General features: G+C 64.3%; 32 protein-coding genes and 1 other RNA gene. 6 read left to right on the forward strand and 27 right to left on the reverse strand.

Annotated features, from left to right (window positions below; all coding sequences use genetic code 11):
* From ACYQ00_RS06455 to ACYQ00_RS06470, 4 genes are all read right to left on the reverse strand, one after another.
* The coding region (locus tag ACYQ00_RS06455) for an N-acetylmuramidase family protein (RefSeq protein ID WP_460031339.1) at window positions 1-524 on the reverse strand (524 nt) is incomplete at its 3' end.
* A gap of 127 nt (window positions 525-651) precedes the next feature.
* Window positions 652-939: a hypothetical protein gene (locus tag ACYQ00_RS06460; RefSeq protein ID WP_460030185.1), complete on the reverse strand. Its 288-nt coding sequence runs from the start codon at window positions 937-939 to the stop codon at window positions 652-654.
* 76 nt (window positions 940-1,015) lie between these two features.
* Window positions 1,016-1,234: a hypothetical protein gene (locus tag ACYQ00_RS06465; protein WP_460030186.1), complete on the reverse strand. Its 219-nt coding sequence runs from the start codon at window positions 1,232-1,234 to the stop codon at window positions 1,016-1,018.
* Window positions 1,231-1,881 (reverse strand): Rha family transcriptional regulator, encoded by a 651-nt coding sequence (locus ACYQ00_RS06470; RefSeq protein WP_460030187.1) that lies wholly within the window; start codon window positions 1,879-1,881, stop codon window positions 1,231-1,233. The genes ACYQ00_RS06465 and ACYQ00_RS06470 overlap by 4 nt, the downstream gene beginning before the upstream one ends.
* 310 nt (window positions 1,882-2,191) lie before the next feature.
* Here ACYQ00_RS06470 and ACYQ00_RS06475 point away from each other — a divergent pair, with 310 nt between their 5' ends.
* Both ACYQ00_RS06475 and ACYQ00_RS06480 read left to right on the forward strand, forming a co-directional pair.
* Window positions 2,192-2,425 (forward strand): Ada metal-binding domain-containing protein, encoded by a 234-nt coding sequence (locus ACYQ00_RS06475; RefSeq protein ID WP_460030188.1) that lies wholly within the window; start codon window positions 2,192-2,194, stop codon window positions 2,423-2,425.
* Entirely contained in the window at window positions 2,404-2,889 is a 486-nt protein-coding gene (locus tag ACYQ00_RS06480) for a thermonuclease family protein (protein WP_460030189.1), read from the forward strand. Before ACYQ00_RS06475 ends, ACYQ00_RS06480 begins: the two co-directional genes overlap by 22 nt.
* A gap of 25 nt (window positions 2,890-2,914) precedes the next feature.
* Here the strand turns inward: ACYQ00_RS06480 and ACYQ00_RS06485 are convergent, their stop codons facing one another.
* From ACYQ00_RS06485 to ACYQ00_RS06565, 17 genes are all read right to left on the reverse strand, one after another.
* A complete protein-coding gene (locus tag ACYQ00_RS06485; RefSeq protein ID WP_460030190.1) occupies window positions 2,915-3,052 on the reverse strand; it encodes a hypothetical protein in 138 nt (45 codons plus the stop codon).
* A 95-nt stretch (window positions 3,053-3,147) separates the two neighbouring features.
* Window positions 3,148-3,561, reverse strand: a complete 414-nt coding sequence (locus ACYQ00_RS06490) for a hypothetical protein (RefSeq protein WP_460030191.1) — start codon at window positions 3,559-3,561, stop codon at window positions 3,148-3,150.
* Complete coding sequence (locus tag ACYQ00_RS06495; protein WP_460030192.1) at window positions 3,512-3,865, reverse strand: hypothetical protein; 354 nt, start codon at window positions 3,863-3,865, stop codon at window positions 3,512-3,514. The genes ACYQ00_RS06490 and ACYQ00_RS06495 overlap by 50 nt, the downstream gene beginning before the upstream one ends.
* Entirely contained in the window at window positions 3,855-4,295 is a 441-nt protein-coding gene (locus ACYQ00_RS06500) for a helix-turn-helix domain-containing protein (protein WP_460030193.1), read from the reverse strand. The genes ACYQ00_RS06495 and ACYQ00_RS06500 overlap by 11 nt, the downstream gene beginning before the upstream one ends.
* On the reverse strand, window positions 4,295-4,753 hold the full coding sequence (locus ACYQ00_RS06505; RefSeq protein WP_460030194.1) for a gp16 family protein: 459 nt from the start codon (window positions 4,751-4,753) through the stop codon (window positions 4,295-4,297). The genes ACYQ00_RS06500 and ACYQ00_RS06505 overlap by 1 nt, the downstream gene beginning before the upstream one ends.
* Before the next feature lie 11 nt (window positions 4,754-4,764).
* An RNA gene (locus ACYQ00_RS06510) (hammerhead ribozyme type II) lies at window positions 4,765-4,830 on the reverse strand.
* Window positions 4,829-5,110 carry an HU family DNA-binding protein gene (locus ACYQ00_RS06515; RefSeq protein WP_460030195.1) on the reverse strand — a complete coding sequence of 94 codons (282 nt, stop codon included), beginning with the start codon at window positions 5,108-5,110 and terminating at the stop codon, window positions 4,829-4,831. Before ACYQ00_RS06515 ends, ACYQ00_RS06510 begins: the two co-directional genes overlap by 2 nt.
* A gap of 26 nt (window positions 5,111-5,136) precedes the next feature.
* A complete protein-coding gene (locus ACYQ00_RS06520; RefSeq protein WP_460030196.1) occupies window positions 5,137-5,778 on the reverse strand; it encodes a DUF3164 family protein in 642 nt (213 codons plus the stop codon).
* Window positions 5,775-5,963 carry a hypothetical protein gene (locus ACYQ00_RS06525; protein WP_460030197.1) on the reverse strand — a complete coding sequence of 63 codons (189 nt, stop codon included), beginning with the start codon at window positions 5,961-5,963 and terminating at the stop codon, window positions 5,775-5,777. Before ACYQ00_RS06525 ends, ACYQ00_RS06520 begins: the two co-directional genes overlap by 4 nt.
* A 12-nt stretch (window positions 5,964-5,975) precedes the next feature.
* Window positions 5,976-6,332: a hypothetical protein gene (locus tag ACYQ00_RS06530; RefSeq protein ID WP_460030198.1), complete on the reverse strand. Its 357-nt coding sequence runs from the start codon at window positions 6,330-6,332 to the stop codon at window positions 5,976-5,978.
* Window positions 6,329-6,892, reverse strand: coding sequence for a hypothetical protein (locus ACYQ00_RS06535; RefSeq protein WP_460030199.1), 564 nt, complete (start codon window positions 6,890-6,892; stop codon window positions 6,329-6,331). The genes ACYQ00_RS06530 and ACYQ00_RS06535 overlap by 4 nt, the downstream gene beginning before the upstream one ends.
* Entirely contained in the window at window positions 6,892-7,623 is a 732-nt protein-coding gene (locus tag ACYQ00_RS06540; RefSeq protein ID WP_460030200.1) for an AAA family ATPase, read from the reverse strand. Before ACYQ00_RS06540 ends, ACYQ00_RS06535 begins: the two co-directional genes overlap by 1 nt.
* Window position 7,624: 1 nt before the next feature.
* A complete protein-coding gene (locus tag ACYQ00_RS06545) occupies window positions 7,625-7,837 on the reverse strand; it encodes a Mu transposase C-terminal domain-containing protein (protein WP_460030201.1) in 213 nt (70 codons plus the stop codon).
* Window positions 7,838-7,849: 12 nt separating this feature from the next.
* Window positions 7,850-9,877 (reverse strand): Mu transposase C-terminal domain-containing protein, encoded by a 2,028-nt coding sequence (locus ACYQ00_RS06550; RefSeq protein WP_460030202.1) that lies wholly within the window; start codon window positions 9,875-9,877, stop codon window positions 7,850-7,852.
* Window positions 9,874-10,113: a helix-turn-helix domain-containing protein gene (locus tag ACYQ00_RS06555; RefSeq protein WP_460030203.1), complete on the reverse strand. Its 240-nt coding sequence runs from the start codon at window positions 10,111-10,113 to the stop codon at window positions 9,874-9,876. Before ACYQ00_RS06555 ends, ACYQ00_RS06550 begins: the two co-directional genes overlap by 4 nt.
* A gap of 29 nt (window positions 10,114-10,142) precedes the next feature.
* A complete protein-coding gene (locus ACYQ00_RS06560) occupies window positions 10,143-10,469 on the reverse strand; it encodes a hypothetical protein (RefSeq protein ID WP_460030204.1) in 327 nt (108 codons plus the stop codon).
* 52 nt (window positions 10,470-10,521) lie between these two features.
* The gene (locus ACYQ00_RS06565) at window positions 10,522-10,746 is read right to left on the reverse strand and encodes a hypothetical protein (protein WP_460030205.1); all 225 of its coding nucleotides are present in this window, start codon (window positions 10,744-10,746) and stop codon (window positions 10,522-10,524) included.
* Here ACYQ00_RS06565 and ACYQ00_RS06570 point away from each other — a divergent pair.
* Window positions 10,740-11,456 carry an XRE family transcriptional regulator gene (locus tag ACYQ00_RS06570; RefSeq protein ID WP_460030206.1) on the forward strand — a complete coding sequence of 239 codons (717 nt, stop codon included), beginning with the start codon at window positions 10,740-10,742 and terminating at the stop codon, window positions 11,454-11,456. The two genes, ACYQ00_RS06565 and ACYQ00_RS06570, sit on opposite strands and share 7 nt — an antisense overlap.
* A gap of 378 nt (window positions 11,457-11,834) precedes the next feature.
* Window positions 11,835-12,494, forward strand: coding sequence for a hemerythrin domain-containing protein (locus ACYQ00_RS06575; RefSeq protein WP_460032485.1), 660 nt, complete (start codon window positions 11,835-11,837; stop codon window positions 12,492-12,494).
* 11 nt (window positions 12,495-12,505) lie between these two features.
* On the opposite strand, the gene ACYQ00_RS06580 is transcribed toward ACYQ00_RS06575, so the two are convergent.
* The 6 genes from ACYQ00_RS06580 to ACYQ00_RS06605 all read right to left on the reverse strand — a co-directional run bounded on the left by ACYQ00_RS06580 (window position 12,506) and on the right by ACYQ00_RS06605 (window position 24,001).
* Entirely contained in the window at window positions 12,506-16,147 is a 3,642-nt protein-coding gene (locus tag ACYQ00_RS06580; protein WP_460031340.1) for a tetratricopeptide repeat protein, read from the reverse strand.
* Between the two features lie 229 nt (window positions 16,148-16,376).
* Window positions 16,377-19,730: a PAS domain-containing hybrid sensor histidine kinase/response regulator gene (locus ACYQ00_RS06585; protein ID WP_460031341.1), complete on the reverse strand. Its 3,354-nt coding sequence runs from the start codon at window positions 19,728-19,730 to the stop codon at window positions 16,377-16,379.
* The gene (locus tag ACYQ00_RS06590) at window positions 19,727-21,352 is read right to left on the reverse strand and encodes a sigma-54-dependent transcriptional regulator (RefSeq protein ID WP_460031342.1); all 1,626 of its coding nucleotides are present in this window, start codon (window positions 21,350-21,352) and stop codon (window positions 19,727-19,729) included. Before ACYQ00_RS06590 ends, ACYQ00_RS06585 begins: the two co-directional genes overlap by 4 nt.
* Window positions 21,353-21,397: 45 nt before the next feature.
* Window positions 21,398-22,363 (reverse strand): sensor histidine kinase, encoded by a 966-nt coding sequence (locus tag ACYQ00_RS06595; RefSeq protein ID WP_460031343.1) that lies wholly within the window; start codon window positions 22,361-22,363, stop codon window positions 21,398-21,400.
* Window positions 22,364-22,442: 79 nt separating this feature from the next.
* The gene (locus tag ACYQ00_RS06600; RefSeq protein WP_460031344.1) at window positions 22,443-23,057 is read right to left on the reverse strand and encodes a GDSL-type esterase/lipase family protein; all 615 of its coding nucleotides are present in this window, start codon (window positions 23,055-23,057) and stop codon (window positions 22,443-22,445) included.
* On the reverse strand, window positions 23,054-24,001 hold the full coding sequence (locus ACYQ00_RS06605) for a cation diffusion facilitator family transporter (protein WP_460031345.1): 948 nt from the start codon (window positions 23,999-24,001) through the stop codon (window positions 23,054-23,056). Before ACYQ00_RS06605 ends, ACYQ00_RS06600 begins: the two co-directional genes overlap by 4 nt.
* Window positions 24,002-24,198: 197 nt before the next feature.
* On the opposite strand from ACYQ00_RS06605, the gene gpt reads away from it, so the two are divergent.
* On the forward strand, window positions 24,199-24,693 hold the full coding sequence (gene gpt, locus ACYQ00_RS06610) for a xanthine phosphoribosyltransferase (protein ID WP_460031346.1): 495 nt from the start codon (window positions 24,199-24,201) through the stop codon (window positions 24,691-24,693).
* A 23-nt stretch (window positions 24,694-24,716) separates the two neighbouring features.
* Window positions 24,717-25,775, forward strand: coding sequence for a BMP family ABC transporter substrate-binding protein (locus ACYQ00_RS06615; protein WP_460031347.1), 1,059 nt, complete (start codon window positions 24,717-24,719; stop codon window positions 25,773-25,775).
* Window positions 25,776-25,788 lie beyond the last annotated feature (13 nt).

Below are 25,788 nucleotides of genomic sequence, written 5' to 3' on the forward strand. Positions count from 1 at the left end.
CCCGGCCCGTTGTAGCGCCTGGCGAATTCGGACCAGTCCAGCCGCTGCAGGGGGGCGACCAGACCCGCGGAACGCAGGTAGGCGCAGAAGGCCTCCAGCTGCCTCGCCTCGCTTTCGCAGTGCGCAGCCACGAAGGCCTGCACGTCAGCGAACCCGCACAGCGGGTGATTGAAGCCCATGATCTGGAACAACCCCCAGGACGCCGCACACAGGGCCGCATCCTTGTGTATCAGGGCGGCGCTGTTCAGCCGCTCCCATTCACCAAGGGAGCCCCGGTACTGCGACCGGTCCCACTTGGGGTACACGAGGTTGGGGTACTTGCCGGCCAGGGGCGCGGGGTCGATATTTCGCGAGACCAGCTGACGCCAGAAGATATGGCCCTCAAACAGCACCCTCGGGCGGCCGTCGGGCAAAAATCCCTTGCCCAAGGATTCCACGGCCAGGACGGCCCGCACCGCGCAGGCTTCCACCCCCAGGGCGGCGGCTGCGGCGGCAATGTCGGCATCGGTCAAGGGAGCGCGCATGTGACCTCCAGGCAGATGAGATGCAGCAATGTGCAGACGCTACCCCTGGCGGGCCAAAAAAAAACGGCCTGACAGGTGTCAGGCCGAAGCAGGCGGACATAGATGGGGAATGGGCGCGGAGGCGGGATCAGGGCTGCGGGGAGGCTCCGGGCAGCACGGCCGCAGGGTCCACGCGCCGGCCCTGGCGGTCCGTGGCGCGCACATCCCCGCCGGGCGTCTGTTCCATGCGCCCCAGCGTCCGGCCCTGGCGGTCCCGCAGGATCACGCCGTCCCCCTGGCGGGTGTACGTCCCAGTGGTCCGGCCCTGGCCGTCCACCATGTGGCCGGAGTCCGCGGCCTGGGCGGCCTTGGCGACCTGGGCGGCGGCAGGAAGGATGAGGAGCAAGGAGAGGATCAAGGCGAAGGTGGTACGCATGGCGACTATCCTATGTGGAGTTGGGCGGAAAGGGAAGGCCTCGACGCTTGCAGGCCAGGGCCTTCCCCTATATGCGCTATGCAGCCAGGCTGCCGGGCCGCCGGCACGGCGGCAGGCCCTTGGCCAGGGTCAGCGTTTCTTCCAGGGCCATCACCACGCACTGCAGCCCGTAGGCTTCATCCGGACTCAGGGGCTCCAGCGCCACCCGTTCCGCCATGGCCCCCAGAAAGGCCGCCACGCCGGCAGCCCGTTCCAGGGCATCCTGGCACGTGTCCGTCGGGCGCAGGTAGTTCATGCCGTAGCCTCCATGGAAAGCAGGGCCTGCGCCAACTGCGCCCCAAAGGGCTTTTCCTTCTCTGGCGGATAGTCTATCAGCCCCAGGCTGCGGGCGTCGGCAATGGCCCGCTCCAGCGTCCGCTCGGACACGCCCGTCAAGCGGCGGATTTCCCACCGGGCCAGCCCCAAACGCACATACCGCGCCGCGCGCAAGAGCAGCTGCCGCCGCTCGTCCGGCAGGGCCAGGAGCCGCGCCACCTCCTCCCGGTGCGTGGCCTCCAGGATCCGCGTCACGGCTTCCGCCCGCTCCAGGCGCTGCACCAGGGACTCTTTCACGGCCGCTTCAAGGGCATTGAAGGCGGCAATGTAGCCTTCCTTCCAGCGCATGGCCTCGGGGCCGGTGAACCCCATGACCAACATGGAAAATCCGTCGCGGGTCAGGTAGCACATAGGCAGAGTGCGGCCAATGGGATCGGTGTATGTATTGAACTCAAAATTGAGTCCAACAAATGATTCCGAACACTTGGTAGACAATTCGCGGATGTCGCGCAGAACGTTGCCGTGTTGCTTATCGAAACGCTCGGCAATGCGCAGGGAAGAGATCACAGGCGTGTCGCCGTGAAACTCCAGGTCGCGGGTCACATCAAGGGGGATCAGGTCAGACATGGCAGAGCTCCTTTGATTTTCTCATGAACAAAAAAAGCCGGGTGCTGAGAACCGCCAAAGGTAGCGGCAGGCTTATTTACCCCCGAAAGGGCTCTTGTATTAACCTACACCCGGCAAAACAATCTGGGCTCTTGCCTGCCGTCAGGAAGACGCAGGGCGCAAAAAAACCGCAAGTCTAACGGGTGCGGGTCCGACCTTTGAGGAGTTCTCAGGCTCCGTATGGAAAGAGTTGCACCCGATGCGGGAAAATGTCAAGAGCCATGCATGCTGGCTTGTCAATACCATCAACCGTGTAGCTATCGGAGGAGACATGCTTCCACTTCGCAACTTGGCCGTCTCGCTGGCCTTGTCCCTGGCCTTGGCTATGGGCGCTGCGGCCATGCTCCACGCCGCCGGAGCAACGTACCACGGCAATACTGAATCCGGCATCTTCCATATCCAGGGCTGCAAACACTTCAATTGCAAACGCTGCACAGCCGCCTTTGAATCCCGCGATGCAGCCATTGCTGCAGGATACCGCCCATGCAAGGTCTGCAAGCCATGACGCGGCTGCTCGTTTTCCTGCTGTTGCTTGTGCCGGCCTCTGCCTGGGGCTGGTCCGGCGTCGTCTCGTACATCCCCGATGGTGACACCATCCACGTCATCCTGAACAATGCCACGACGATCAAAGTGCGGTTGTACGGGATCGATTGCCCGGAATCTGCCCAGCCTGGAGGCTTCGAGGCGACGCAATTCGTCCGGGCCAAGGCATACAACGCGGTGGTTGAAGGAGAAACGGTTGATGTGGACCGGTATGGTCGGCAGGTTGCTTTGGTCTCCATCGGCGGAAAAAGCCTCAACGGAGAGATTGTAGAGGCCGGGCACGCCTGGGTTTACACGAAATATTGCACCATCACCGTCTGCAAGCAATGGGACGCGAGCGAGGCTGCCGCCAGAGCAGCCGGCCGCGGCCTTTGGGCAGAGGCCGATCCCACCCCGCCGTGGGAGTGGCGCAGGCGGAACAAGTGAACGAAGCCGGGGCAACCCGGCTTTTTTAACGCGGGGCATCGGCAGGGGCCTCGGCAGCGATCTTTTTGACATACCGGAACGGGCCAAGGACAAAGTGCAACTCCACTGTCGGCTCCCCATCCTCCACCGTCCGCACCGTGGAGGCGCGTAGGGATTCAAGCATCCCGTACATCCCTGCAGACACACCCAGAACAACCCCCAGGGCAAAGACAAGGGCGAGCGACACAACGGCAACGAGGCCGGGCAACAGCAGCGATTTCACTCCCGCACCTCCACTTTTTCCACCGGAAACAGCGCCACGCGCATCGGCCCGCCCGTGGCCACCAGCACATGCTGCCGGCCGGCCTGATCCTGCAGGGGGGCGGAACGGACAATGCCCATCTCGGCCCGTGGCACGCCGGCCAGTTCATAGAATACGGTCACACGGTCGCCGGGGGCGAAGGCGGCCGGCGGGGCTTCCTCTTCCGGTTCCGGCAGGATCCAGGTGCCGAAGACCAGCCCACGCAATGTTGCCACCACCCCGTCTGCAGCATGGTAAAAGGGCTGGCCCTTGACGGACACAAAGCGCCCATTCACCCGCAGGCGGTAGCCGGCTTGCCCGAAAAGCGCGCCGTCAAAAATTTCAATTTTGATGCTTATATTGCCCGGTTTTCTGAGCAAGAGCGTCGCCATGGGCTTGCGTTTTTCGGCCATTATCCATCCAACCTTCTGAAAAAAAATACACTTCCCCGCCGCACTCCATTTTCAGCCGGCCATCCTGGCTGATGGTAGCCACCACGGACTTGCGGCCGGAGCGAAGCCGGAAGACCAGGCCGGCGTCTGTCTCGGCCACGTCTTCAATCAGCAGATCCCGGGCTGCAGCGTGGCCGTACATAAAGACGTAGAGCCGGCCCGAGGGATCAAAGCGCAGCACGTCCTTGGAGCCGGGGGCTGCGCCCTGCCACACCCCATGCAGCCGGGCTGCCTCAAAAGTCATCGAACAGGCTCCCCTGCCGGGGACCGGCATCCCGTGCCCGGGCCAGCACCCGGCGCACCGTGCGTTCGGTCAGGCGCAGGTCCAGGGCCACATCCCGCGGCGAGGCTCCGGCGGCCACGCGCTCCACGATTTCGGCGTCTCGGGCCTTGCGCACGGCCTCGGTGCCCAGGGGCACGTTGCACAGGTAGTCGCCGCCATAGATTGCCGCCAGGCGCTTGGCCTCCGGCCAGCCCATGATCCGGGCGATGGGATGCCCCGGCCCGATGTGCCGCGGGATGTACAGCCGGGCCACTCCGCCGTAAGCCTCCATCAACCGCAGGCAGGCCTCGCCGCCGCCGGGGCCGAGCTCCTCGGCCAGCGCCCGCAGGGAGGCCGGCAGCCAGCGCGTACGGTGTGAGGGGTCGCCCAGCAGGGCAGACGGCCGCGGCATCAGGACTGCCTCCCACCGTGCCGCCGATTGTGCACCGAGAGTGCCGCCACCACCTTGCGCAAATCCTCAGGTGTGGCCCATGCCAGCTTCTCCACGCCGGTCATCTTTTTGAGCAGGCCCTCGGCATACGAGAGGGGCACAAAGCGTCCCTCATCCTGACCCTTGGCGGCCAGCAGGGCTTCGATTTTGCGCAGGAGTGGCCCTGTGCCGCGGCCCGTCTTCACATCCGCCGGCTTTTTGGACGGCTTGAATCCGAGCTGGCGGAACTGGTCCAGCAACAAACCCAGCTGCGCCGGGGTCAGGTCTTTGGCAGACCCGACACCGAACCTGTCCTGGAGCAGGTTGCGGTACACGTCGTCATCCAACCGCAGCTTCTGCTTGGCCACATGCACCATGGCCAGGGCCTTCTTGGTGTCCTGCGGCGTATGGGTGGGGGTTGCGTTGCGTGTGGGTTTCATGCGTCTTTCTCCGTTGGCTGCTCATCAGGGCCTGGCCACCGCGCCATGCCGACGGGAGGAGACCTCCCGTTTCGCTTACGGATTCACCGCCCCCTTCAGCGCTTGCGCCAGATTGAGCTTCACCGTGTTGCTGGCGGCAATCTCCAGCGGCGCGCCGGTCTTGGGATTGCGCCCCATGCGAGCGGCGCGCTGCTGCACTTCCAGCTTGCCCAGGCCCGGCAGGGGCACCCTCTCCCCACGGGCCAGGGTTTCAGTGGCCACCGCGGCCAGGGCGTCCAGCACTTGGCCGATGGCGGTCTTGGTGATATCTCCGGCGAACTTGTCCTTGATGGCGTCGATGAGCTGTGCTTCGGTCATGATGATTTCCTTCTTCTTCTCTTGGGTTATGCGTCACTCAACGTCAGGGGGATGTTGCGATAGCTGCCGTCTTCCTGACGTTCGAGGATCTTGAAGTGCGTTTTGCTGTCCACCACACGCAGGCTGTCCTTGATGGCCTCCATGGCCCGATTCCAGCGGTCATCTTCAAAGGTCAGGCGCAACAGGCTCAAGACCTTGGCCCGCGAGAGCATGCCGTTGCCATCGGCCTGGAAGGCCGCGTCAATGATGGTCTTCACCTGCGGGGACACGCCGGAGGTCCATTCCGTCAGGCAGTCCTGGACCAGGGCCTGCGCCGCCTTGATGCGTTCGTCGAACTCCACCCGCTCCTGAATGACGCGTTCGACTTTGTACCGGCCGTCAAAGGTCGGCAGGCTGACATTGCCTTTGCTACCACCGCGTTTGACGCCGTACTCCTCGAATGCCAGATCCACGAAGGCGGCCACATCGCCGGACACCCTGGCCTTGAAGTCCCGCAGGGCCTGGCGCAATGCCAGGGCATCTGGGATGATGGACCGGACCAGGTCATCGCGGGCCATGTCCAGGGGTTTGATGTTCTTCACGTGCACCAGATTGCCGCGGGCATCCTGGCGAAAATCGGCCATGTCGGTCTGGGGTGTCGCTCCGTAGGCCGCCTGTTCCTCGCTCATGCCGTCACCTCCTCTGCTTCCTTGTTGGCTCTGTCCGTCGTTTCCAGGGCATCCACATGCTTGGCCAGCTGCACCAGCCGTTCCGCAATATCCCTGGACTCGCGCATCAGGTTGGGGTCGCTGCTCCAGCCCTGCAGCCGCTGCACGGCAAAGGCCGTCTCCATGATTTCAATAGCGATTGACATTTCACGCCTCCTTCAACTGCCGTTCACGATGCGCTGCGGACAGGCCTGGCAGGCCCGATGCAGCCGCACGCGGAATCCGGATGTCGCGGCCAGGGGCCGCCGTTGATGTTCCAGACACGTGGCCCCTTCGATTTCCCCCAGCACCGGGCAGTTGACCACGTCCCCGCCGAGCACCCGCCAGACCTTCGCTTCCAGCCCGACCAGGTCGCCAGGGTATTTGCTCCGAAGCGCCGTGCTGACCTGGGCCGGGGAGACGCCCAACTGCTTGGCCACCGCCGCCTGGCTCTCCGCGTCGCAGGCCTTGGCCAGGGTCTCCACCCAGGGCGGCAGCGGGCTCCAGTGCTGCCTCGCCACCTGCAACGCACTCATGGCCGCGCCCCCTTCTGCGCCCCTTGCGGCCAGACCACGGCCTGGAGGTTGGGGTCATAGACCTGCTTCACCTTCTGGATCATCGGCGCCAGCGGCCCATGCTGGCGCACCAGGCGGTACTGGTCGCCCGATCTGGTGACATACCCGGCATGCGCCAGCATTTTCAGATAAGTGTAGGCGACGCTTTCCTTCACGGAGACGGCGGTGGCCAGGTCCACAGCCGTGCACGCCTTCATCATCCGCAACCCGCGCCACATGCGCTGTTGGTCCGTTTCCGGGAACGGCTTGCCTTCTTTGTCCAGATGCGGGGCTTGCGCCGGGCGTTGCGTCAATCGGTACGTCGTCATCGCCCCTATCCCCTGGCCAGGAGTGGCCGTGCACACCCCGGCCAGGCACAGCCGGCGCAGGTATTCCCGGATTTCGCCCTTGCCCCGCAGTACCTTGGCCCCCACGGCCGCCACAGTGATGTCCCTGCCCGCGTCGGCCAACTCCAGCATGGCCGTCCACACCGCGTCATTGCCGGCCAGGGGGTGGCGTTGATCAATAGGTTTCGGAGGCATCACGCAGCCCTCCGCACGGCCGGGGTCTCCCCTTTGAAGAATTCCCGCTTGCCCCAGTGTTGTTCGTCCGCCTGCTCCCAGCCCTCGGTCCGGGCCGCTTCCCGCACCCGTTCCAGATTGACGCAGATGCGCCGCAGCCGCCCGCCGCTGGCCTGGTGCAACCGGGCCAGCAAGCCGGGCGCAATGGCCACATCCGGGCAGTAGTGCCGGGCCAGCAGCTCGCAGTCCTGTACCGTGGCCGGCTGGGCCGGCAGCCAGTCCAGCATCCGGTTGTGGACGCGCTCATGCTGGGCCAGCTTGTCCGGCAGCCGCTCCTCGCCAATCAGGATGATGGGCGCGCCGCTGGCGTCGTGCAGCTCCCGCACCAGCTCGATCATGCCACGGGCCGCCAGATGGTCGGCCTCGTCGATGATCAATGGCGCATTGGCCACGGCCAGGGCTTCGACAACCTTTTCCACCATGTCCCCGATGGTCCCGCGGGGCGCGAGGCCCAGCTCGGTGGCAATGGCCGTGCACAGCTTTTTCTTGGTCCAGGATGACCCCACCTCCACGTACTTGGCCCGCGCCTTGTTGGCCGCGTGGATGGCGCTCCAGGTCTTGCCGTAGCCGCTGTGCCCGTGGAACGTGGCCATGCCCGGCAGGTGCGCCGGCCGGTTGCAGACCCGTTCCACCAGCTCGGCAAAGAGCCGCACGTTTGTCAGGGGCGCAATGCCCGTGCCTGCTGCCGTCATCTCAGGCTCCTTTCTTGGCAGGGCCAACGGTGGCCTGTTTGGCAACACACAGGGGGCGTGAACATTTGTCATAGACACACACACTGCCTAGATCAGTAGGATCAAAAGCCACCTTCACCTCGCCCCCATGCTGCAGGCACAATGCGGGGTGTTCGTAACTCGTGCCATGGATCACGATGCGACCTCGTTGGGGGACTCGTTGCAACACTCTCATCTGTTCCTCCTGTTATCCCAGGGCCACTTCCCCGAACTCTTCATAGAGCCGGGCCTGGCTGAGGTATTCTGGTGTGGTGACGTAATAATCCAGCCACTTGGCTTCATGCGGCGAGAGGGCCTCGCCTCCCGTGCGCCGGGCCTCCAGGGCCTGCGCTTTGAGGAAGCGCTCACGCTTGGGGTTCCCCGCCGGGGCGGGGGCAATGGAGGCAGCCTCCAGGGGGGAGAATCCCCCCTGCCCCCCCTGATCGAGTGGAATGGAGGGGGTTCGGGGGAACTCAGTTCCCCCGAGCACATATCCCTGCATCTCCACCACCTTGGCCTGCGCCCGCTTCAGCTGCGCCTTGCGGCGACCTTCGCGCGCGGCCTCAATGGTCGATTGCGGGAAATACGCCGCGGCGTGGCCGTCCTGCTTGGCAATGGCCAGCAGCTGGCCGTCCAGGTTGCGGACCCAGACCTTGGAAAAGTCGTGCAAATCGTAGGCAACCTGCACTTCCTGCCCGTGCATGGCCTCCAATTCCGGCGCGTAGTACTCCCGGTTGAACAGCGTCACGAGGCACCGCCGGCAGGTCCGGATCAGATGCGGCCGGAACAGCTCGGCGGCCTCTTCGGGCGTCGGGTGGAACAGCTCGCACAGGGGATCGCGGGCCAGCTCGGCCCAGCGTTCGTCCGGGGTCTGGTGACGGAGCTGGCCCGTCTGCGGATCTTGAATCCTGGGCAAGCCACGATGCGGCCGGGCGTTGTAGGCCCGCATCTGCTCGTCCATCCAGGCCAGGTATTGATCCCAGGTCGGATACAGGGGCGAAGTTCCGCGCTCCTTGATCTGCACCAGCGCCAGCTTGTGGATCTTCTTCTCGGCCTCATCATCCATGTCCCAGCCGCAGTAGCCGGGCAGCATCCGCGCGCTGCGGATCCAGTTCTTCTGAAATCCTTCGATCACCCCGCGGGCCTGGGAATTGTAGGGGATGCTGTGCTCAATGCGCACGCCCAGGCGCAGCAACAGCCCGTCGCCTTCGCGGCCAAGCATCTCATTCTTGAAGCCGCAGCCATTGTCCGCATAGAACAGGGCCGGGATGCCCGCCGTCTCCACGCTGTGCCGCAGGGCATCTGCCACCAGCCCGGCGGATTCATGCTCCCAGCTGCTCCAGCCCACGCACTTGCGCGAGGCAAGATCCAATACCGCCACCACCTCGGGCCGGAATGGCTGGCCATGATCCGGGTGCAGCACCTTCATGTCCTGCCGGTGGCCGTCGGACGTGTACACGTCGCCGGGCAAAAGCTCTTTGAAGGTGCGTTTAACGTAGGCTTGCAGATTCCGCAGCGCCCGCGGCCCCATGCGGCCCTTGTTGGCCTGCACCGCGCCCAGACGCTTGATGGTCCGTTCCACCGCGCTGATGGAAGGCAGCGTTAACCCCTGGGTAACGGCCACTTCATAGCACATGGCCAGGGTCGGCTTGCCAGGCCGGCGGTACAGCTTGAGGAACGGCCCCAGCCACGCCGGGGGCGCGTTGTCTGGCAATTTGGTGGGCTTCGGGGCCAGGGCATCCGGCCCCTGCCGGTCCAGCGTGGTGCGCCAGAGCCGCAGCGTCACGGCACTCACAGCCCGCTGTTCGCCCTTGCGGGCATTGGCCACCGCGGCCAACTCCGCCAGCCGGGGGGCCAACGTCCCCGCCGCGGCCATTGCTGCAAATGTGGCTTCAGCCTTGATGATCCCCACCCGCATGGTTTCGGCCAGCCCGCGGACGGCTTCCAGCACGCCCAATCGCGCGTCCCGCACCTCCGCCTGCCAGTCCCGCATGGGGGCCATCAGACAGGCCGGCACCTGCGCAGCTGGCGCGGGTCCGGTCAATGGGGCAGCCTGGTCCAGCACATGCGCAACAGCCCGCTCCCGTACCGCCGCCGGCAACCCCTCCAGCAGATACAGCCGTGCGCCGCGCGTGCCGGTGACGTAGGGCCAATCCTCATAGAGAGCACGTTTCCTCAGTCCCCGCTCGGTTACGCCAAGCGATGAGGCGATTACGCGGGCCGGCAGCGCTTTCACGCAGCCACCCCTACGCCGTCCGGCAGAGCCAGATAACGGCGCGGCACGCCCAGTTCAACCAGCCGCGTCAGCACCCGTTTGTTGTTTTTTCCGCCACGCACCGTGTGGCAGACCAGGCTGCGGGAGCACTCCAGATCCCTGGCGATGTCCGCCATGCTGATCCCTTTACGCACCAGGTACGCCCGGATCGCCCGCCCGTTGCGTGGGCTCTCCACGGAATCAATACGCCGCGCCATGGCCATAGGCCTTTTGCTACCCGTCATGCCTAGTCCTCCAACACAGCCCGCAACCGGGCCTTTTTCTTCTTCAGTTGCCGCTCGGCCTCTTCCAACTCCGCAAGCTGCAGCAGGGCAACCTGCTTCCGGTCGATGACCTTCGCCTCCAATGGAGCCGCCAGCGCCTGCAACGGCTCCAGCGTGTGCAAGGCTCGGCAGAAAGCCACCACCCCGCGCGTTGGCACCGGTCTGTCTGTTTCCATTGGGTTCAGCCATTTCGCCAAAGTCTCGACAGAAAGCCGCCCACCGCGCCCAGCCGAGAGTGTGAGCCCATGCTCCCCGGCTACCCCGTTCATCCGATCAACCACCTGATCCATACTCAGCCCCGTGGATTCATAAGCTCGCCGCATGGCCGCCTTGATCATTGGATCAACGTCCAACGATGCGGCGAAAAGAGACAGTGGGCGCGTCCGATGGGGCATTGTCCGTCCAATATCCGGGTTTTTCCGGGCGTTGTTTCCGGCCTGAACTGGTGTTATCCAGACTGGGGGCATGGTCTACATGGCGACCTTGCGAGACTTCTTCTAAACCGATTTTTCGGGTGTTGCAACCGAAAAATTGAGCAATGATCACCTGTTTTTTGAGTGATGCCATCAACACACTTTAACCATTGGATAAAAATGCAAAAAAATCATCCCAAAATGCCTGAGGAGGGAGGTAAAAATAAAGGTTTCGGCGAACGCTTGCGCAAGCTTAGGGACTCGAAAAGCCTTACACAGCGCGATGTTGCACAGGCGCTCGGAGTCGCGACCTCTTCACTGCAGCGCTATGAGGATGGTTGGCTACCGAAAGGCGACGCCATAATCAGTCTCGCCCGATTTTTCGGTTGTTCAACCGACTTTCTACTTCTCGGCCAAATAGACGCCGCGCCGCAGTTAGCATCCGAAAGCGGCATGATCTACATTAAGAAAGTCAACGCACGGCTGTCGGCTGGTAATGGCAGCTTGGAAACATCTGGAGATGTCCACGGGTGGTTCGCCTTCCGCGAAGAGTGGGTTATTGCGAGAGGTCGCCCATCTAGCATGGTGCTTATGGATGTTTATGGTGACTCTATGGAGCCTGACATTCATGGCGGCGACATGGTACTAATAGATGAAAGCAAAAAGGAACTAATTGCAGGCGCGATTTATGCGATTGCAATTGACCATGAAATACTAATTAAATGCATTGACAAGCTTCCAGGCAAGCTTGTGCTTAGGAGCAAAAATCCGTCATACGATCCTATCGAAATAGACCTTTCACTCGAAGGGCAATACATTCACATTATAGGGCGCGTCTTATGGTGGTGTAGAGAGGCAAGATAGGTATGCCAAACGTGTCATTGTATACATTGGCAGTATAGAATTATGGGTGAAATCTAGTTCCGAGTCGGACTCGGAACTAGATTGTCAAAACAACATCAACTTACTGATTTAAAATATGATTTTTTCTCAGTGTAAGTGTGCAGTTGGTTCCGGGTCAGCCAATCAACCGCGCGGGGGTCCTGATGTCGAAAGCTTGCAGCATCAAATAGTTACGTGAAAGCCGGTGATAAAAGCAGACGCGGCAAGACCTGGCCAGCAGGCCGCAAACCCCCAAAACTGATAAAAGCGCCCCAGCGGCTTTCAGACCCGCCAGGACGCTCCTAACAACGCGTTTTCCTTCCCACTATATCCCCTCAAATCCCACCATGTCCCGCCTCACTGCCTGATAAAAGCAGCCGCTGCCCTGCAGCTGAGCGCATCCGGCAGGAGCTGGCCCGGACCTCCTTTGCCGCAGGGCTACGGGTGACGGCAAGTTTTGGCATTGCCGGCTGCCGGGCCTCGGATACCTGGGCCGAATGGCTGGAGCGGGCCGACACCGCCTTGTACCGCGCCAAGCGCGAAGGAAGAAACAGGGCGCAGGTGGAGGATCTGACGCTGCACGCAGGCGATCCGTCCAGGGACAGCGTGCAGGTGCTCCAGCTGCAATGGGATCCGGCATACGAAACGGGACACCCCGCCATCGATGCCCAGCACCGCGAGCTCTTTGACAAGGCGAATGCCCTGCTGCGCCTTGGCCACGCACATGGAGACGCCGGACTGCTGGCCGACCGCGTTGCCGCCCTGCTGGAAGACATGGCCCGGCACTTCCTTGCGGAAGAACAGATCATCATGGAACACGGCTGGAAAGATATGGCCCACCACCGCGAGATTCACGCCCAACTGCTGCAGCGGGGGGCTGAGTTACTGCAGCAGTTTCGCGAGGGGCGCCTCGGTGTGGAGGCCCTGTACCACTATGTGGTGCACGAGATCACCGCGCAGCACATCCTTCTGGAAGACATCAAGTTCCGTGCCCTGTTCAGCGCGGATGCCCTGGTCTGAGTCCCGGGGGCTTACTCCATGGCGGCAATGGCCAGGTTGTCTTCCGAGGGCAGACGGTGCCGGTGGCTGAGTCCGAGTGAATACCATTGCTGCATTTCGTTGGACGCCCAATGGTATTCGCCATTGCGGTTCAGTCCCGTGGCCAGACAGATTTCGTACCAGAGGGCGGCATCGGCAAAGTTGCCCTGCAGCCGATGCGTGAGGCCGATGTAGTACGCCGCCTCGCAGCGTTGTTTGGCCGTGCTCACCTGGGCCAGCAGATCGGTTTCCTTGATCAACCCCAGGGCCAGCCGGCCCACGGTGTGATAGAAATCCCGTGTGGGGTTCTGGTAATGCGCCAGCAAGCCGGCTTCGAGGGGGTGCGGGGTGCGCCCCTGGCTGAGCCAGGCCAGGAGGCGCAGCAGCTGGATGAACTCGCCGTGGGTCGGGTCTTTGATATCATCCTGGTGGTATTCTTCCAGCAGAATGTGAAACAGGCCGTGGTAGAAGAGCATCATGCTGAAGGGGCCGCGCATCTTCGCGTCTATCTTTCGCATCATCTCCCGGCGGGCCGTGGGCTCGTCCTTGCTGGCGCGGGCCATGATGTACGTATCCGCCGCGTGATCAAGCTTTTCCACCCCCGTGGTGGTGGGGGCCAGCTGCAACACCTGGAGGGCCAGCCGGGAGGCGCCGGCGTGCAGCAGGCGGTAGCTCAGGGCCGTCAGCTCCCAGCTTGTGGCCTCGGTGGCCAGCAGTGCTGAAACGGCACCCATGACGGCGCCCAACTGCACGGCAGCCGCTGTGGCGTTGCCCGGTTGCGCGGCGGCAGCCGTGGCGTTGCTGGTCGCTCCCGGGGCGGAGGCCCCGGCCACAGGGGCGAAGGTTTCCTTAAACGTTTTGAAATACCAGTGGGAATACGGTCCAAAGCAGGCGCGGCCCTGGCGGATGTATTGCGCTGCCGCGGCATGATCCCCCTTGCGCCAATAGTAACCGGCCGCCCCGGCCAGCACATGGTCCACGGCAGGGTACCGCTTGACGGCCCGGTCCAACCATGCCTCGGCCTCCTCACGCTGGCCTGTGGCTTCATAAGCACGAACTCCAACCATCATCGCGCCGGCCTGGTAGGAACGGAGATCATCCTCAATGACCACCAGGGCGTCCTCGGGGCGGCCTTTGGCCAGCAGGGCTTCGGCCAGGCAGGCCTTCATGCGCACGCGCAACAGGCCGTCCGTCAGCTGGTCTTTCTGGGGTTTTTGGCCGAGTTCCTGGCGCAGCATGGCAATGGTTGCATCGGGATCGCCAAGCTGGAGCAGAATCCAGGCCTTGCTCAGGCGGAGGGCGGCCATCTCCGGGGCCAGCTGCAGGGCCTCGTCGTACCAGGGCAGGGCCTTGCGCCAGGCTTCCCGGATGAGGCGCTCCTTGTTGAAATCCGCAGCACCTCGCAGGAGACGGAACAGCCTGGGATGGCTGGCGTTGGCCTGCCGGAATGGGGCATCATCACCCTGGAGCAGGGCCAGATTCCAGAGGATGGAGACGTCGCGACCATTTGCGGCCAGCGCCTGGGAGTAGGCGGCAGCGGCCAGGTCAGGGTTGCCCAGCGTCTGGAACAGCCTCCCCAATGCGTCCAGCCCGTCGGGGCGACTGTCCAGCTGCGCGGCCACGGCGGGAGCCATCTTGCGCAGGTCCGGATTGTGCCGAAACAGGCCGAAGGACGATGCCACCTGATCAGGCGGCAGGCGTGAGTGTGCCAAAGGCATGGCCTGACGCGGCGGAGCAAGCACTTCTTCAGCCAGCTTCACAGCCTGGGGCCGGTCGCCCAGCTCGGCCTGAAGTTGGGCTTTCCAGAGCGTCAGGAGTGCGGCCAGCTGGGGGCAACTGTGGTTCAGGGCGGTCAGGATATCGGCTGACGCCACGGCATCAAGGAATTCCCCTGTCATTTCAACAGAGCCCATCCGATCGGCCAGGATGTGATGCTGGGCTGCCAGGGCGCTGGTGTACAGCCCCTGCAGGAGGGCCTGGTGCCGGGTGTGATCCATGAATAGACCTGTCGTGGCGTTGGCATCGGCTGTAGCGGTGGCGAACTGCCGCAGCCTGGCGTCAAATTCGGCGGGGGGGAACAACTCTTCCTCGGTGTCCTGTCCTTCTGTCCCTGCCGCGGGGGGCAGTCCGAAGCCTGCCCGAAGAATCTCCTGAATCTCCAGGGGGTACACGTCCGCCAGCATGCGGGCCTGCCCCAACGGGACCATGTACATGGCCGCGGCCAGGAAGGGCGCAGGCAGGGACTCCTGCCCCGGGGGCGGAGTGAACAACTCAGGAATATCCTTGAACAAGCCGAGATCGATGGCCGTGAGAATCCGCAAGTAGGCGGCCAGAAGCGTGGGGGATTCCCCGACAGGTTTCAGCCCGTCCAGGTCCTGCCGGGCATAGGCCACGGCCAGGGCGTCCAGGCTGCCGGGTGTGCTGGAGGCGGCGCCGGCAATGGTATTGGCAATGGCTTCGGCATCGTCGCCATAGCCCATGGCCTTGGCCAGCAGACACTGTTCGGCAGTGCCAGTCGGGCCAGACGGGCCAGACGGGCCAGACGGGCCAGACTCCAGCCGGTTGGCCAAGGCCAGCAGGGCCAGGGCATGGCTGGCCAGGATGTCGGCCTGGCCGCTCGGATCATGCCTGAGGGTCAGGGCCAGGATGACATGGCCACGGGCAGCCAGCCGGACGGTGTGTGCGCCCGCTCCCTGGCGTGCCGCCTCCTTTCCGCCTGCGTGGCGGGTTGTTTCCAGGGCGCGCAGGGTGTTCAGGAGGGTCAGCGGATCGGCGGTGGTCATGTCCCCGGCGGTTTTGGCCAGGACGTCGGGGGGGAGGTCCGGGCCGGCCGCGGGCAGGGTGCCGCCCTGTTGCTCCAGCAGGGCGATCCAGCGTCCCAGGGCCTCAAGCACCGCAGGAACCGTCAGGGGCAGAGGAATGCGGACTTCTCCCAGACGCTCCGCCGCGCCGTCTGCAGTCCGTACCAGTGGGATGATCAGCGCATCCTGCTCTTGAACAGGCGTGCCTATGCCTGCCGTGCCAGCAGCCGGCCCGCCATTGCCATGCCCGATGGTGCGGGCCAGAATGTCGAAGGCTGCCACCATGCGGCGATCCGGCGCAAGCCGGAACTGGGCCTCGAAGGTCTGGCGCATGGCCGTGGCCGGACCATCGAGCACGGTCCGGCCCGCAGGCGCTCCCGCGACGGCGGGGGCGCTGCCGCCGCCGTCGTTAGGAAGCAGCCCCTGCACAAAGTCCACAAGCTGCGATACTCCCGGAATTTCCGCAAGCTGCATGCCGAAGGCATCCACCCGCGCATGCATGGCTGGCGACATGTGGTACGCCAGCAGCCCCACTGCCAGTACGGCCAGCAGGGGAAGCCAGCGGCGGAGGATGCGCAGGGGGGCGGCTGCGCCATGGCGCACGAAGGGGGTGGCGCTGGGGGCAGGCTCGAACACGGCGTGCAGGCCCATGCCCGCGACATTGCGCAGCAGTTCCCTGGCTGCGGCTTCGTCAATATCCCGGGCCAGCACAAAGGGCGGCTCCGGCAACTCCTGGACCAGATCCGTCTGCCCGTGCTCCCGGAGCAATGCCGCCTGGAGCGTGGCGCGGTTCAGCGCCGTGACAACGAGGGAGCCTTTTCGGACGCGGGCCATGGTTCCTCCTGCTGCAGTTGCCGGGGTGGAATTGGCTGTGGAAACTGGGATGCAGCGGGCGCAGCCGGGCATATCGTCCGGCGCGATGGGCTGTACGTTGAAGAACGGGTCGCAATGTCAAAAAAACGGCACGCCAGGAAGGGGATCCGGCCATGCCCCCGCAAAATGCCTATAACTTTGGCTGACAATTATGGAATTATGCAAAATGCGTCAAGCGAATTTCAAGAGATCAGTCTGTCTGCTGCATGGGGCGGCAAAAGGCCTGCAGCCGCTGGGCGGCATCGGCGGCGGCTTTGCGCAGGGATTCGGCGCAGGCGGCCAGCTCGGTCCACGGGACAGGGAGCGGCGCAGCGTCTGTTCCGGCGGCCTTGAAGGCGGCGAGTTCGAGGCTGTGCGCCAGCTCCCTGGCCTGGGTTGCGCCCACGGTGCCGGCGATGGATTTGAAGGAATGGGCTAACCGGCGGGTTTCCAAAGCGTCCTGGCGGGCCAGGGCGGCCTCCAGCTCGTCAAGGCAGCGCGAGGCGTGCTGAAGGTATTTGGCGCAGGTCAGGGTCATCAGGGTGGGATCGTCGTTCATGTTGCGCGAGAAGGCCTGCGGGTCGAACACCGGGCTCTCTCCCGTGGGCTCTTCCTGCCGTTCGCGCTGGGGTTCCGGCTCTGCGCGTTCCAGACGAGGCACCCCTCCCGGCTGGGCCAGCCGGCCGACTCCGCCGGCCAGCCGCGTCCGGCTTGGGCGGGCATGCACGAGCATGAGCAGCGCCCGGCGCAATTCATCCACCCGGACGGGCTTGGAAAGGTAGCCATCCATGCCCACCTGCAGGCAGTGCTCGGCATGGCTGGCCTGGGCGTGGGCGGAAAGGGCCAGAATGGGCACGCTGCCAGCCGTACCGGCCAGGGCGCGGATGCGACGGGCGGTTTCGAAGCCGTCCAGTTCCGGCATTTGCAGATCCAGCAGGATGATGTCCGGAATACTGGCGCGAAGCAATTCCAGGGCGTGCAGGCCGTCCACGGCAGTGCGCACGGCGTGGCCATCCAGTTCGAGCATGGCCTTGATCACGTCCCGGTTGACGTCATTGTCCTCCACCAGCAGCACGGAACAGGGCGGGCTTTTCGTATTTGCCGGGGAGGGAGCCGTGGCGTTGCTGCTGGCGGGGCAGGCCCGCAGGCGGACATAAAAATGGAAATCCGTACCGCGCCCCGGGGTGGAATCTGCCCAGATGGAACCGCCCATGCATTCGATGAGCTTGCGGCTGATGGAGAGTCCCAGGCCGGCCCCGCCGTGCTGACGGCTTTGTGCGCCGTTCACTTGCACAAAGCGGTCGAAGATGCGGCACAGATCCCGTTCCTGAATGCCGATACCGGTATCGGAAATCGTGAAGTGGATCAGGTATTCGCCTGGGGCCGGCGTGCCCCCCGTGTACGGCCCGGCATGGATGTGCACGGAGCCCTGCCGGGTGAACTTGATGGCATTGCCGACCACATTGAGCAGAGCCTGGCGCAGGCGCAGGGGATCGCCGACAAAGTGGTCGGGCAGGGCGTTATCGATGGCATAGGAGAAGTCCAGCCCCTTCTTGGAGGCCTGGGCCACAAGCATGTCCTTGATTTCGTGCACCAGATCCAGGAGGTTGAACGAACGTTGCTCCAGGGAGAACAGGCCGGACTCCAGCTTGGAGATATCCAGCAGGTCGTTGATCAGGCCAAGCAGCAGATCGGCGGAGCTGGCAATGCGCCGGATGTGCGCCTGGCTTTTGATGTCCTGCGGGCCACTCAGCAACAGCTCCGTCAGGCCGAGGATGGAGGCGAGGGGGGTGCGCAATTCGTGGCTGATGTTGGCCACGAATTCGTTTTGCAGCCGCACGGCCACCTCGGCCGCTTCCTTGGCCTGGGTGAGCAGGGTTTCCGCGGCGCGCCAGCGGGTGATATCCCGGCCAATGCAGAGCAATGCCGGGCGGTTCATGTACGTGATGGCCCGGGCGTTGATGTCCAGGGGCACAGTCGCGCCGTGCCTGTGCCGGAGATCCAGCTGCACGGAAGGCGGGCATTCCTGGCTTGCTGCCTGCTGGATGTACTGCCACAGGGAATTGCCCGGGGCGACATCCTCCAGCGGCAGGGTGGCGAACTCGTTCTTGGAGTATCCCAGCAGGCTGCAGGCCACGGCGTTCACGGCCAGGAAGGCGCCGTTCCCGTCCAGGATGAAGATGGCGTCCCCGGCGTTGTCGAACACGGTTTTGTAGCGCTGTTCCAGCTCCTGCCGGGTGCGCGCGGCCTCCTGCATGCGGGTCATGTCCGTGGCATAGACGGCAATGCGGGTTACTTCCTGGCCATTGTGCAGGGGGTATATCCGGCAGTTGAAGCTGCGGCCCTGATACTCAAGGTGCATGAACAGCGGCATATTCCGGGCCACAATCTCGGCAACATGCGTCCTGAACGTCTTGCGCAGGGCAGAGGGCAGCAGGGAAAGCACGTTGCGGCCCACAATGTCTCTCGGGTGCAGGGAGAACTGTCCGGCCCAGGAGAGGTTGCAGGCTTCGATGCTGTAGCGGGTGTCCATGAGGATGAAGAAATCATCCGTGGAGTCGATGAGGGCGCGAATGATGTTGCGGCTTTCGACAAGCTCGCGTTCGTGGGCCTGGCGCTCGGTGATATCCCGCAGCATGGTCAGGGTGAGTGGCATGTCGCTCTGGTCATGGGGCATGGGGGAGGAGAGCAGCTCCACCACGGCGCCGCCGGAGGTCTGGCAGGTTTCCCAGCAGCTGCCATGGCGCCAGGCGCAGTTTTCCGCCCCCTGCAGCAGTTCCGGCAGGGTAAAGCGCCGCAGCTCGGCCAGGGATTCGCACCGGAACAGGGCCAGTGCGGCGGGGTTGGCGTATTCGATGACACCGTCCTGGTGCAGCAGGATGGCCTCGGGAGAGATCTCCAGAATATGCCGGGTCCGCAGCTCGGATTTTTGCAGTTGCTCCAGGGCCTGCACCTGGCGGGTCACATCCACGCCAAGCTCCCATTGCTGCCATCCGGGCAGGGTGGTGGTATTGGAGACATTGCTCCAGGAGATGATGCGGGTGGATCCATCGGCGCAGCGGATGGGGACTTGCAGGTCCAGATAATTGGTACCGCACAGCAGGTCGGTGAATTTCTGGTGATGCAGGCCCTGCTCCGGGTAGAGCAGGCTGGCGGCGTCGGGATCGTTCAGGATGCGCTCGCGGGGGTAGCCGGTCACCCGTTCGGATTCACGGTTCCAGTACACGTAGCGCATGTCCTCGCCATGGGCGTGGATGAGCACGGGCATGTGCTCGATGAGCTGGCGCAGCCGGGCCTCGCTTTCCATCACGGCGGCCTTGGCGGCTTTGCGGGCCTCGATTTCCTGGGACAACAGCTCGTTGGTGTGCCGCTCGCAGGCCAGGCTGTCCTGCAGGTGCAAGGCCACCTGCTCAAATTGACGTTGTGAGTCTGCCAGCTCCTGGCGGGTGACGGCGAGTTCGCTTGTCAACTGCCCGATGCGCGCCTCCTGTTCCTGGAGGCGCTGTTCCAGCTCGGCCAGACGAGCAGCCTGGCGAGCAGCCTGGGAGGCGGCGTCATCAGTCATGAAGACACTCCCGGGCCCTTGCGGAGTTTGATCAGGAGGGCGTCCAGCTCGGTTGGCGACAGCCCGGAAAGCCGCTGCGCCTCCTCAACCTGTCCTCCGGTGCGCTCCAGCAGACGCTGGCAGTACAGACGTTCCAGGGCATCGGTCACCTGATCCCGGGCGGCGTGGAAGGCAGGAAAGAGATCCCGCTGGAACAGGTCACGATCCACGGCGCTCAGGTCGGGGAACTGTTCAGATGTCGTGGCCTGTCCAGATGTCGTGGCCGGGGCGCGGGTCAGGTCTGCAGTCGCCGGAGCCGGGCGCGGGTCTGCCCCCCGTCCCGTGAGCCCCGGGAACTCACTGTGGTCGAGGGCCTGCTGCCGCAACGGCGGGGGCAGATGGGCAAGGGTGATCACATCCGCCTCGCCGCTGGTGCTGGCCGCACTGTGCATGGTCTGCAGCAGTTCGTTCAGATTTCCGGGCCAGGGCCAGGCGCGCAGGGCCAGAATTGCCGGACGGGCCAGGAGCTTTTCCGGCAGCCCCAGTTCGGCGCAGGCCCGGTGCAGGAAATGGCGGGCCAGCAGATCAATATCACCCCCGCGATCACGCAGGGGGGGCAGGGCAATGTGGCGGCAGTCCAGCAGTTCGTACAGGCCCGGGTCAAAGAGCCCCTGGCGGCTCAGCCGGCCCAGGTTGTGTTGCGTGGCGGCCACCAGCCGGAATTCAGCGGGGACGGTGGCGGTATGGAGACGCAGGCAGCGGGCCAGATCGGCCTGCACCTGCAGCGGCAGGCCCTCCACATCATCCAAAAACAGCGTGCCGCCCGAGGCCTGATGCAGCAAGGAGGGCTGGGCTCCCTGACGTATCAGCGAGTCCAGTCCTGCCGGGAGGCTGCGCTCAGGGAGATGGTCCAGGTAGCATTCAGGATGGTCATTCTGGCCAAGGAGCAGGCATGCTGCCAGCATGGGGGCGATGTTGGCGCAGTCCACCACCACAAAGGGTCGTCTCTTTCGGGCGCTCGCCTCGTGCAGCGCCCTGGCGAAGCGTTCGCGCCCTGTGCCCGGCTCGCCGGAAATGAGGCAGGGGGCATCCTCCTCGGCAGCCTGCCGCAGGGCTTCCAGGCAGCTTCGCATGGCCGGGCATTCTCCCAGCAATCCGGCGGTGGGGGTGGAGCCTTCGGAGGCTTGCCGGGCCAGTGCGGCTTCGCGGCGACGATGCTGCAGGGCCAGCCGGGCGGTTTGCAGGACATCGCGGGCGTTGAGGGGTTTGTGGATATAATCCCAGGCCCCGTGGGAGAGAGCCCGCTCTGCGTGCTCGGGTTCGCCCGCCCCGGTAAGGACGACGACTGACGGCGCGCCAGGGGAACGCTGCAGGGGCTCCAGCTGGTCCAGGCCATCGCCATCCGGCAACAGCATATCAAGAAATATCAGGGCAGTGGAGGGGTGTTGGGCCTGGATCAGGCCCTCGGCCAGGGTGTGGGCCACGACGACATCCACATCCAGCTGCGCGAGCAGGGCTTCGAGGATATCGCACAGGAAGGGGTCGTCATCAATGATCAGGGCCCGTTCGCGCTGGGCAACGGGGCCAGAAGTCTGCTCTGATGGGTCGCCCGGGAGGGCGAAGGGATCGATTGACGGAGCCATGCAAAGGTATCCCTTGGCGTGCTGCCGCGGGGAGCGGCGCTGCCGTCAGCCTGCGTTGAGTGGCAGCCGGAAGCGAAACGCGCTGCCGCAACCGGGCTGCGATTCGGCCCAGATGAGTCCGCCATAGTGTTCGACAATTTGTCTGCAGATGGCCAGGCCCAGGCCGGAACCGCAGCGCGAGAGGTTGATGGTGTCGCCGGTGCAGGCCTGATGGAACACATCGAAGATACGGGGCAGATCCTCCGGGGGGATGCCCTGTCCCGTATCCTGCACACATACTTCCAGATGCCCGCTTTGCACGACGGCGGCGGAGATCTGGACATGCCCATGTTCGGTGAATTTGGCCGCGTTGTGCAGCAGATTCACCAGCACCTGGGCGATGCGGTCCGGGTCCACGCGCACCACGGGCAGCTCCCGCGAGGCATCTGTGCGCAGGTTGACCCCGGGCTTGTCGGCAAACTGGCCGGCCACGGCCAGCAGGGCTTCGTAGATGCAGTCGGCGATGTTGACGGGCCGGTCCCGCCAGACGGCCTGGCCGGCTTCGATTTTATTGAGGTCCAGCAGGTTGTTGATGAGCCGGGTCAGGCGGTCGCCCTCGGTGCTCATGACCTGGAGATTTTCGAGGATGCGGCGGGCCTTTTCCTGCGGGTCCTGGACACCGGGAAAGGCAGGCGCCCCCGGGGAGTCTGCCAGGGTGCGGACCATGGGCAGGAACACCCGCTCAAAATCGCGGCGCACCAGCTTGGCATAGCCAAAAATGGAGGTCAGCGGGGTGCGCAGGTCGTGGGCCACGGTGGCAAAGAAGGCATTCTGCAGGCGGGAGTTTTCCAGCATGCGCGCATTGTGCGCATGGGCTTCCTGCAGTTGCAGTTCCAGCGTGGCGGCACGCAATTCCAGCTCCCTGATTTTGCGACGCAAGGCCGCCTCGGCGCCACAGGGACTCTCCTCCGTACCGGAAGAGGCGGGGTGGGCTGCCGGAGAGAGCAAGGAATCATCAGTGCATTCGGACATCGATTTCCCTTTTGGCAGGAAAGCGGTTGGTGCGAATGATTATGTCAACTTACCTCAACTGTTCGCAAAATGCAACGCGCTATTTTCCGCCCGATACCGGCCGGGGCGCCAGCCAGTCCTGCCAGGGGCTCCAGGCCTCCACGAGGCGGGAGATGTGGCTGTAGCCGGCCGCCCCGGGGTGGACGCCGTCCCCTCCGGCCAGTTCGTTCAGATACAGCTCGGATTCGTGAAGCTCGGGAAAGACGTCCAGGAAGGGCACCCCGGCCTCGCGGCAACAGGCGGCGATGCCGGCAGCGCGGGCGGCAATGGCCTCGTTGGTGCGACGGTCCGCAGCCGGTGTGGGGCCCACCACCAGCACCTGGGCATCTTCCTGGAGCAGGGCGCGGCTGCGCTCCAGCAGCTGGCGGGTATTGTCCAGGGTGGCTTCCAGAGGCAGATTGGCCCGGGGCATGACGTCAGCCACGCCAAAGGAAAAGACCAGCCGCGTGGGCAGCCCTTCAAAGAGGCGGCAGCGGGTCTCGGCTTCGAACCGGGCCAGGATATCCGCGCTGGAGTGGCGGCGCACGCCAAGGTTGTAGCCGGTCAGGTCGTGGCCGGCAGCCTTGCTCCTGGCCAGGAGGCGGCCCACCCAGCCCTGAGCCTGGGGATCGCCCACGCCGTTGGTAATGGAATCGCCGAAAAAGCAGAGAATCATTGCGGGTGCTCCTTGCCGGCTTCGGGCTCCGGCATGATGGGCCGATTGGTGGTCCAGCCGTAGGGTTCCACATGAATGGTCACGTCCAGCACCTGGGGCATGGCGGCCATGATGCGCTCCTTGGCCTCGTGGGCCAGATCGTGTCCGCGCAGCACGGTGAGTTCCGGGTCCACCTGCAGATGCAGGCTGACCTCTACCCCGGCGCTCAGGTACCGGGTGCGGATATGATGCGCCCCGCGCACTTCCGGAGAGGCGCAACACAGCTCCAGGATGCGCTGCACTTCCTCCTCCGGCGCGCCTGCGTCCATGAGCTCCTGCAGGGCGGGGTTGAGGATTTTCCAGGCCGCATGCAGGATGAAAAAACACACCACAACCGCGCCGACCTTGTCCACAAAGGCCCATGTTGGGGAGAACCAGGCCAGCCCCACGGCCAGGGCGACGGGCAGGGAGGAGATGGCGTCCGACCGGTGGTGCCAGGCGTTGGCCGCCACGGCCGGGGAGCCGGCACGGCGGCTTTGGCGCAGGGTCCAGCGGTACAGCAATTCCTTGGAAAGAATGGTCAGCAGGGCCACGCCAAACGCCAGGGGGCCCGGCGCAGGGGTGGATTCATCGGCCTGCAGGCCGGAAAGGGCATTCCAGCCCAGGCCCAGCGCCACGGCCACCATGCTCAGGCCCACGCCGGCGGAAAAGAGCGTTTCCAGACGCTTGTGCCCGTGGGGGTGCTTGCTGTCCGGCGGGGCGTTCCAGTACTTCACGCCCACCACCAGCAACAGGCTGGCGACGATGTCCGTCAGACTCTCCACCCCGTCAGCCACCAGGGCCTGACTGTGCGCCAGGAGCCCGGCCGCCAGCTTGGCGGCGGACAAAACCACATTGGCCCAGACCCCAACCCACCCGGCCCGACGGACAAGCATCTGCTGCGCAAGGGTACTCTGTTCAACCATGCCAATCCACCTCCCCCCCGGAAGGATGCGGTATAAAATCCTATTTTTCAGTAGGGTATTATTACGGCCTTGACAAGGGACCGCTAAGCGGCAATGACATCCGGCATTCCATCCTAGCAACGGCGAGCGCCCTGCGCAACTGAACGGGCCACCACTGGCCGGGCCACCAACGGGCTGCGCCCATATCATGGCAGAACATGCAAAACGCTGAACGATACGCCAAAACGTATCCCATTTCCTGGGAACAGCTGCACCGGGACAGCAAGGCCCTGGCCTGGCGGCTTCTGGACAAAGGCCCTTTTCGCGGCATTGTGGCCATTGCCCGGGGCGGGCTCATCCCCGCGGCGGTCATCGCGCGGGAATTGGAGATCAGACGCATCGACACGGTGTGCGTCATGAGCTATGATTGGAAATCCCAGCGCGAATCGTCCGTGCTCAAGTCCCTGGGCGAGGATCTGCCCCCCGGCGGCGAGGGCTGGCTCATCGTGGACGACCTGACCGACACCGGCGGCACCGCCCGCCTTGTCCGGGACATGCTGCCCAAGGCGCTCTTTGCCACGGTGTACGCCAAGCCCGAGGGCAAGCCGCAGGTGGACGTCTACATTACGGAAGTCAGTCAGGATACGTGGATTCTCTTCCCCTGGGATACGGAACATCAATATGTGCAGCCCCTGGCTGCGCGCAAGGAATAGCCCTCTTCCGCAAGGAGAACCGCATGCGTGCATACGTCGTCGCTCTTGCCCTGGCCCTGCTGTGCTGTGTGCCCCAGCTGGCTGCAGCCGAAGACATGAAGGTCGGCTTCATTTATGTCTCCCCCATTGGCGACGCCGGCTGGTCCTGGGCCCACGACCAGGGCCGCAAGGCCGTGGATGCCATGGACGGCGTGAGCACCTCCTATGTGGAAAGCGTGCCCGAAGGCCCGGATGCCGAGCGCGTCATCGCCGGTCTGGCCCGCAAGGGACATTCCCTGATCTTCACCACCAGCTTCGGGTACATGGACCCCACCCTCAAGGTGGCCGGCGAGTTCCCGGATGCGACCTTCATGCATTGCTCGGGCTTTAAGACCGGCCCGAACATGGGCAACTATTTCGGACGGATCTATCAGGCCCGCTACCTCACCGGGCTGGTGGCCGGCAAGATGACCAAGTCCAACATCATTGGCTATGTGGCCGCCTTCCCCATCCCGGAAGTCATCCGCGGCATCAACGCCTTCACCCTGGGCGTGCGGGAAGTGAATCCCAAGGCCGAGGTCCGCGTGGTCTGGACCAAGACCTGGTATGACCCGGCCCTGGAAAAGGACGCCGCCAAGAGCCTCCTGGATGTGGGCGCGGACATCATCACCCAGCATCAGGACTCCCCCGGCCCGCAGGAAGCGGCCATGGAAAAGGGCGTGTACTCCATCGGCTACAACTCCGACATGAGCACCTTTGCCCCCAAGGCCCACCTGACGGCCGCCATCTGGAACTGGCCGGTGTTTTACACCGAAATGGTCAAGCGCGTGCAGAACAAGACCTGGAAGCCTGAAGCCATGTGGTGGGGTATGGACACCGGTCTGGTGGATATCGCCCCCATGAGCCAGCTGGTGCCCCAGGAGGTGAAGGATCTGGTGGAGGCCAAGAAAAAGGCCATCATCGACAAGAGCTATGTGGTCTTCGCCGGCCCGGTCAAGGATCAGAAGGGCGGGGAGCGCATCAAGGCCGGGGCCATGCCTGAGGACAAGGAACTCCTGGGCATGACCTGGTTTGTGGAAGGCGTTGTGGGCTCCACCGAATAACAAGCAGGCTGTC

It is taken from the genome of Megalodesulfovibrio paquesii (assembly GCF_054653055.1).